The sequence below is a fragment of the Halothiobacillus sp. genome, from assembly GCF_028710545.1.
GTDB lineage: Bacteria > Pseudomonadota > Gammaproteobacteria > Halothiobacillales > Halothiobacillaceae > Halothiobacillus.
The window spans coordinates 19,427-27,598 of the sequence record NZ_JAQTTX010000037.1; the positions used below are offsets into that span (position 1 = coordinate 19,427).

Consider the following 8,172-nt stretch of genomic DNA (forward strand, 5'->3'; position numbering starts at 1 on the left):
AACCGCCTTTCGGCCTGCTCATTTCTGCGCGAGCGATTTGAACTCGAAAAGCCCAAGTCGTCCACTCAAATAAAGTGGGGCATTTCACTCCGACATGCGTGATATGCCGCATTTGTTGCACGATCTTGCAGCTTTCATTTATTTGAGTATCAAAGTGTTACGTGTTGGCAACAAACTTGCTGATGGGTCTGGCTTTCTTTTTAACCAGATCATAAAAACCAACAGTAGAAGTCACGATGAAATTCAAATTAAAACCGCTCGCGATTCTGATTGCCGCCGCGCCATTGACGGCGTTTGCCACAACCGAACTGCCGCCGGTTGAGGTTACCTCGACCAAAACGGCGACCGTACCTGCCGGAGCCCAGGAACTCACGCCAGAGCAAATCAAGGCTGCCCGGGCCGCGACCAGCGATTCGGCCCGCTTGCTGGCAGACTTCCCCGGTGTGAGCCTGTTCAGCGCGGGCGGGGTGTCTGCCCTGCCGATCATTCATGGTCTCGCCGATGATCGCCTGCGCACGCAGGTCGATGGCATGGATCTGATCGCCGCCTGCCCCAATCACATGAACTCGCCGCTGTCGTACATTGATCCGACCAACGTCGGTCGGGTGCGCGTGTATAGCGGCGTGGTGCCGGTTTCCGTCGGCGGCGACAGCATTGGCGGCACAATTGAAGTTGACTCGCCCGATCCCGTCTTCGCCAAACCCGGCGAAGGTACCGTGACGCAAGGCGAAATCGGCGGGTTTTACCGCAGCAACGGCAGCGCCTACGGCGGCAATCTGGCCGCGACGCTGGCCACGCGCAATTTCAGCCTGAGCTATCGGGGTTCGACGGCACAATCCGACAACTATAAGGCGGGCGGCGATTTCAAACCGGCGGCCCTCTCTTCCACCGATCCGAAGGATATTTCAACCGGCATCAGCCACTGGCTTGAAGGCGACACCGTCGGTTCTTCGGCCTACAAATCGCAGAATCACGAACTGAGCGCCGCCTATCAGAACGATGCGGGCACGCAGATGGTCGAGCTGGGTGTCGGCATCCAGCGCATTCCCTACGAGAACTACCCCAATCAGCGCATGGACATGACGCAGAACAACAGCACGCAGTTCAACCTGCATTACAAGGGGCAGTACGACTGGGGCACCCTGGACGCCCGCGCCTACCATCAGCACGTGCGCCATGAAATGAACTTCGGCGAAGACCGCCAGTTCTGGTACATGACCGCGCCGGGCATGCCGATGAACACCGAAGGCAAAAATACCGGCGCCAAGCTGCAAGCCAATATCGATCTCACAACGCGAGATGTACTGAAGCTCGGCGCGGAATTGCAGAAATACCGTCTGGATGACTGGTGGCCGGCATCCGGCACAGGCGGCATGTCGCCGGGCACGTTCTGGAACATCAACGATGGCCAGCGCGACCGCTTCGACCTGTTCGCCGAATGGGACGCGCACTGGACACCGCAATGGATGACGCAGATCGGCGTGCGAAGCGATACCGTGCGCATGAATGCGGGCCCGGTCTCCGGTTACAGCACCCAGATGGGTGTCACCAGCTACATGATGACGGCCAAGGATGCCGCAGCTTTCAACGCCAGCGACCGTGAACAAACCGATCACAACCTCAACTTCACCGCGCTGGCACGCTACACGCCGGATGCGACCCAATCCTACGAATTCGGCTTTGCGCGTCAGGCACGTTCGCCCAATCTGTACGAGCGCTACAGCTGGTCGACCTGGCCGATGGCGGCGATCATGAACAACTTCGTCGGCGACGGTAACGGCTATGTGGGCGACATCAACCTCAAACCGGAAAAGGCCAACACCATCAGCGCTACCGCCGACTGGCACGACGCAACCGGCCAGCAATGGGGTGTGAAAGTCACGCCGTACTATTCCTATGTGCAAGACTACATTGACGCCCGGTGCATGCCCGGAAAAGTATGCAAAACAGGCCAGTTCAACGTGCTGCAATACGTGAACCAGAATGCGCGCATCTATGGCGCGGACGTGTCCGGTCATTACCTGCTGGCCGACACCCAACGCTTCGGGCGCTTCACCACCACCGGCATGGTGAGCTACACCCACGGCCGGAACACCACTACCAACGACAGCCTGTATAACGTGATGCCGCTGAACGCCAAGCTGGGTTTGGTGCAGAACATCGGCACATGGCAGAACACCGTGGAAACCGTGCTCGTCGCGGCGAAAACGGATGTCTCCACCGTACGCGGCGAACAGGAGACCGGCGGCTTTGCCCTCGTCAACCTGCGCACCAGCTACACCTGGAACAAACTGCGCATCGATGTGGGCATCGACAATCTGTTCAACCGTTACTACGCACTGCCCCAAGGCGGTGTTTATCTCGGCCAGGGCAAGACGATGTCGATCAACGGCGTTCCCTTCGGCGTGCCGGTTCCAGGCCCGGGTCGCTCGATCTACACCAGCCTGAATTACAGTTTCTAAGGCTGAATCCAGCCCGCACCCCGGCGGGCACCAAAACAAAAGCCCGGCACAATGTGTCGGGCTTTTTTATTGATTCAAAGGCACTTTGAAAACCTTTAGAGATGCCCGGACGTAGCATCTCGTATTTGAAGGTAAGATCAACAATCCAGACGGCAGGTCTCATCGCGCCGCGGGGAGGGGGCATCGACGAACCGATAAGCTTGCACGATAATTCATTAAAAATCTTTGATACTTGTGCTTTACTCATACACTTCCAGGCCGACTTACTGATCCCCCATCCATGAACCTCCCGCCCATCATTTCGTTCATCTCGCTCAAGGGTAAATGGCCTGTACTCTGGCTGGTGGTCGCGTATGTCATCAGTGGCAAGTTGAGCACGCTGCTTGCCATCGATCCGGGCTATGCCGCGCCTTTATTCCTACCGGCGGGTATCGCCGTGGCTGCCGTGTTTCTCGGCGGCATGCGCATGTTGCCCGGCGTGTTTGCGGGTGCTGCCATCCTGAATCTATGGATCGGTCTGGATGCACCGGACCCCGTGTATTGGCGGGTTGCGGCGGGCGCGATTCTGATCGCATTCGCCTCGACCCTGCAGGCGGGCGTCGGCGGGCTGGTTTTTCGTCGGCTCGCGGAGCGGCGCGACTTAACTCAGGGTGCCGCGCGGCCATCCCTTCTCACCGTTTTGCTGCTGACACCGCTGATTTGCCTTATCGGTTCGAGTTTGGCGGTGTTTTCTCTTTGGGTAATCGGCTCGATTGGATCGACTTCGGTTCAAACCAACGGGTTCTACTGGTGGACGGGCGATATGCTCGGTGTGGTGGTGATGTTTCCGCTGGTGTTGACCACCCTCTCAGGCCCGCGCAAGCAATGGCCCAAGCGCGCATTCACCATCACCCTGCCGGTCTTGCTGGTGTTGGTCAGTGGTCTGGTGGGGCTGTATTTTATGCAGAATGCGGCCCTGAACAATGCGCAGTTAAGGCATGCGGACGAATTCGGCAGACAAAGCCAGAAGATCCGGCTGCGGATTGAACAGCGGTTGAGCGCGTATGAGCAGGTGCTGCGCGGTCTGCGCGGGCTTGAAGCGGCTTGCAATTCGCTGACCCGCCAGCAGTTCAATGCCTATGTGTCCGCACTGAATCTCGGCCAGCACTATCCGGGTTTCCAGGTGGTGGGTTACGCGCCTTGGGTCAGCCAGAAAAATGCCGCCGGCCTGGCAAAATCGATCCGCCAGAGCGGTTTTCCCGCCTTCGAAATCCATCCGCCCGGAAACCGCGCCCGGTACGCCCCCATCGTGTACCTCGAACCGTTCTCGGGTCGAAATCTGCAGGCCTTTGGCTATGACATGTACGCCGAGCCTGTTCGTCGCGCAGCTATGGACCAGGCCCGTGATATCAATCAGGCCGTCATGTCGGGCAAGGTTCGGCTGGTGCAGGAAAATGGCCAGCAAGAACAGTTTGGTGTGCTGATGTATTTGCCGGAATACCAGCACGGCAAGGTGCCGCAAACCATTGATGAGCGGCGTCTTCAGCTCACGGGCTGGGTTTATGCGGCCTTCCGGATGAACGATCTGATGAACGGTTTGTTGGGCGATCAACAAGACGATTTCGGCCTTACGATTTTTGATGGCGCCACCCCAGCCGCCGAAGACCTTTTGTATCAGAGCGATGCGGCCAGGCATGCGGCAAACAAGGCCGTATTCGACTACACCCGCACGGTGGACATCGCCCATCGGACCTGGACGATTCAAATTGTCTCGCTGCCTGCATTTGATCAACAGCTCGACACGCGGTCGGTCGATTTGATTCGTTTTGGCGGGCTGGCTACAACCCTGTTGCTGGCGCTGATGGTCTGGCAATTGGCCAGCGGGCGGGAGCGAGCGGTCAAACTCGCAGAGAATATGACCCGTGAAATGAAACAAAAACAACAACAGTTGGTTGAAGCGCAACGAATCGCGCACATCGGTAGCTGGGAACGTGACCTGCGCACTGGCGAGCTGGTCTGGTCGGACGAGCTGTACCGTATTCTGGCGCTCGATCCAAAGACGGTGGGGCCGATGCAAATGCCTTTAATGCGCTGGGTGCACCCAGAAGACCGCCAGAAATTGACCGAAGCCTGTCAGCGGCTTGAACAGGAGGGCACGCCCTTTCATCTCGAACTGCGCCTGCTGCTCCCGGGCGACGAGATCAAATACGTGCGTCAATCCGGCGAACAACTTACTGATGATGAAGATGTAGCCTTGAAGATCATCGGCACGCTTCAAGATATCACCCCCCAAAAACAGGCACAGGCAGAGGTTGAGCGGCTGGCGCATTACGACACCCTGACTCAACTACCGAACCGATCGCTTTTTTTCGATCGTCTGCGGATGGCGTTGATTCAGTCCAAACGCAACAAAACGGCACTGGCGCTGTTTTACATGGACCTCGATGGGTTCAAGCAAGTGAATGATTCGCTCGGGCATCGTGCCGGTGATCTCCTTTTGATCGCCGTGGCGAAACGGCTCACGCAAACCGTTCGAGCCTCCGATACGGTCGCGCGTCTCGGTGGGGACGAGTTCACGGTAATTCTGCCCGACCTGAGTCGGCCACAAGACGCGATCAAGGTCGCTGAAAACATCATTCAGTCAATTGGCCAGCCCTTCATGATTGAGGGGCGTGACGTGGAGATCGGCATCAGTATCGGCATCGCGCAGTGCCCTGAAAAACGCCTGACGGAAGACGATCTGATTCAGCTGGCCGATCAGGCCATGTACGAGGCCAAGCAGGCGGGGAAAAACACCTATCGCGTCCGGGGTGGCGGGAATCCTCCCCATTGAACATCCCGGTAACTTTTACCGCGTTAATTCCCGTAGAGCGTGCGCAGCCCACAACCGGGCAGCCTCACCACGTCAGATCATCCGGCACTTCAAACTGTGCGTAATAGTCCTGATCTTCCTTCGAGACAGATGCGTCATTTTGCGGAATCGGAATCAATGCGTTTGTATCTCGCTGCTCGATCTTCTCGGCGGCGATGGCGGGAATCAGGGCGTACCCACCATCAAAACGGGCAATGCGTATTCGGGACGAGACGAGGCGTTGATGGGTCTCCCGGTTCACTTCAAGGGTTTTCACCTTACCGTTATCGGCAAAGTGGTAGGTGATGGGCCCCTCATACCGGCTTAACCGGTTGGACTCGATGATCTGCCGTACTTCGGCCTGCACGGCCTTTTTGGCTAACTGTTGTTGCCGTTCCAGATTCAGTTGTCGGGCGCGTTCGGCTTTTTCCTCGGCGGCCCTCGCCACTGAGTCATCGCTCGCAAGAGGCATGGCTTCGTTGTTCTTCTGCGCCTTGCTCTGTTTGGTTTGCTGAAACTGGGCCTTACCCTTGGCTTTTTTGGCCTGCTTGGCTTTCTGCTCGCTCACGAGGCCCGATTTTTTCAGTTGATCGAATAAAGACTCTGCCATTTCGTTTGCTCGTGATTTCTGCTGTTGGAGGATCTCTGCACGAAGTCAGAATCCCTCGATTATAGGTTACGAACCGGTAAATCCCCCCGCCCCCCTTTTTTCAAAGGGGGGCTGAATCGGCTTTTTTTGAGTTTGTGCGCCTCCCCCTTTATAAAAGGGGGAACGAGGGGGATTTAGAAGGGATTTGCCTGAAGTCCGACGAGACCCCCCAGAGGTTATTCGCAGCATGGATGCGGTTGCACGGGCGATTTTACCTGTTAAAACAATCTTCCAGCAGCCGTCGCAATTGATCCGAACCCATCAGCTCCAACTGCTCGATATTGCGCTCGGGGATGGATTCGGCATCGGGGTAGTTCTCGATCGCCCGATCCAGGCTGGCTTCCCGTAACAGATGTAGCACGGGATAGGGCGATTTATTGGTGTAGTTTTCGGCATCATCGGGTTCGGTGCCGCCGAACTGGTAATCAGGGTGGAAGCTCGCGATCTGAAACACGCCCTTGAGTTTCAATTGCGCCACGCGCCGATCGGCTCGCCCCAGAAACTGGTTGAAGTCGAAAAAATCCTGCAAAACCTGCGGCGTGATGAGCAAGGTGGTTTCAATACCCTCATCCGTGCCCAGCAAGGTCAGTTCGTTTTCCAGATCGACGAGCAGTTGCTCTTCATCCTGCGCCCGGCTCACGACGAACCGCACGCGATCGCGGACAAGTTCGCGCTTGGCAAAGGGGCAGAGGTTGTAGCCGATGACGAGCTGCTCCACCCATTGGCGGACGGTGTTGATAAGGGTGTCGTTATCCAAAACATGGGGCATGTGTGATCTGCGCCTCGCGCTGGTGAATGAAACCCGTTCTGATTGGCCAACTTAGGGAACCTCTGATTGAATCCCTCATGAGCCGAGTTGCTGATCCAAAAGCCGCAAAACGAGGCAGAGGCCGCAGGTCGTAGTTTACGCTACGATGCCAAGGCCGATAACGAAGTGTTGCGGCTTTTGGGCGGCAACCCCCATGGGACGGGCTTTTGAGGGCGATTCGCTGTGTTGCGACGCTCACGAATGGAATAACCATTCGTTTCGCGCCGCGCCTTGCGACTCATCCCTCAAAAGCCCGTCTCGGCCACGAAGGATTCAATCAGAGGTTCCTTAGCAACCGGGCAACGAAAATACGGTTCGGTGTATTCCCGCCCCGGGCGCAACTATTTTTCAAGGGCCACTTTGAATAATACCATCCTGAAATTTTCAGCGGGTCCAAAGCCAAAAGATGCGAGTTTTGCTTTCAGAACATCTGCATTTGTACAGAACTTCCCCATAATAAATCCCTGCACTCAGGGCGAATACCGGATTTGTTGCGGGGGATAGCGTGGCCACTGATGGGCCGGACACTGGTTGTCATCGGGGAGGCGCGTGATCCATTTTGAGCTTAATTGGCCGGGTTCTGATTCGCCGATTGATTACAAATCGGGCGTAAGCATCTATGCTTTTAATAGCAAGCTAATTAATCGCCAACCAAGGGGGAATGCAAGATGGAATTCATTACACTCAAGTCAGCTGATTTGACGGTGCCGCGTATTGGTCTGGGTACCTGGGCCATTGGTGGCTGGATGTGGGGTGGTACAGACGAGGCCGAGGCCATCCGTACCATTCATGCCGCACTGGATCGTGGCATCCGTCTGATCGATACCGCACCGGTATATGGTTTCGGCCGCTCGGAGGAAATCGTCGGTCGCGCCCTGGCCGAATACGGGCAGCGCGACCAGATTGTCCTGGCCACCAAAGCTGGCCTCGACTGGAGCGGTGGCGGGATTCGGCGAAACAGCGCACCCGAACGCCTGCGGCAGGAACTGGAAGATTCCCTGCGCCGGCTGCAGACCGACACCATCGATCTCTATCAGATCCACTGGCCCGACGAGGGGACCCCGTTCGAAGAGACAGCGCGGACGCTGGAGGATATGCGCCAGTCGGGCAAGATTCGCGCGGTCGGTGTCAGCAATTTCAGCCCCGAACAGATGGATCGACTCTCGTCGGTCGTGCCGATCGCAACCGCGCAGCCACCGTATAACCTGTTCGAGCGCGGCATCGAGGCGGACGTCGCACCCTATTGCGTGAAGCACGATATTGGCATGGTGACCTACGGCGCGCTGTGTCGTGGCCTGCTGTCCGGGGCGATGTCGGCAGATCGAAAATTCGAAGGCGATGATCTTCGCCAGAACGACCCGAAGTTCCAGCCGCCGCGGTTTGCCCAGTATCTGGCCGCCGTGGAACGCCTGGACCAGTTCGC

General features: G+C 57.1%; 6 protein-coding genes. 4 read left to right on the forward strand and 2 right to left on the reverse strand.

Going from position 1 to position 8,172, the window contains the following annotated elements; all coding sequences use genetic code 11:
- Positions 1–236: 236 nt before the first annotated feature.
- Together PHD44_RS08695 and PHD44_RS08700 are read left to right on the forward strand one after the other, a co-directional pair.
- A complete protein-coding gene (locus tag PHD44_RS08695; protein ID WP_300190468.1) occupies positions 237–2,462 on the forward strand; it encodes a TonB-dependent siderophore receptor in 2,226 nt (741 codons plus the stop codon).
- 280 nt (positions 2,463–2,742) lie between these two features.
- Entirely contained in the window at positions 2,743–5,274 is a 2,532-nt protein-coding gene (locus PHD44_RS08700) for a CHASE domain-containing protein (protein ID WP_300190470.1), read from the forward strand.
- Positions 5,275–5,338: 64 nt separating this feature from the next.
- Here the strand turns inward: PHD44_RS08700 and PHD44_RS08705 are convergent, their stop codons facing one another.
- Both PHD44_RS08705 and PHD44_RS08710 read right to left on the reverse strand, forming a co-directional pair.
- Positions 5,339–5,902, reverse strand: coding sequence for a DUF2058 domain-containing protein (locus PHD44_RS08705; RefSeq protein WP_300190473.1), 564 nt, complete (start codon positions 5,900–5,902; stop codon positions 5,339–5,341).
- 250 nt (positions 5,903–6,152) lie between these two features.
- On the reverse strand, positions 6,153–6,710 hold the full coding sequence (locus PHD44_RS08710) for a DUF1415 domain-containing protein (RefSeq protein WP_300190475.1): 558 nt from the start codon (positions 6,708–6,710) through the stop codon (positions 6,153–6,155).
- An 87-nt stretch (positions 6,711–6,797) separates the two neighbouring features.
- Here PHD44_RS08710 and PHD44_RS08715 point away from each other — a divergent pair, with 87 nt between their 5' ends.
- Positions 6,798–6,920: a hypothetical protein gene (locus PHD44_RS08715; RefSeq protein ID WP_300186763.1), complete on the forward strand. Its 123-nt coding sequence runs from the start codon at positions 6,798–6,800 to the stop codon at positions 6,918–6,920.
- Between the two features lie 497 nt (positions 6,921–7,417).
- Positions 7,418–8,172: aldo/keto reductase (locus PHD44_RS08720; RefSeq protein WP_300190478.1), on the forward strand; the 755-nt coding region annotated here is incomplete at its 3' end.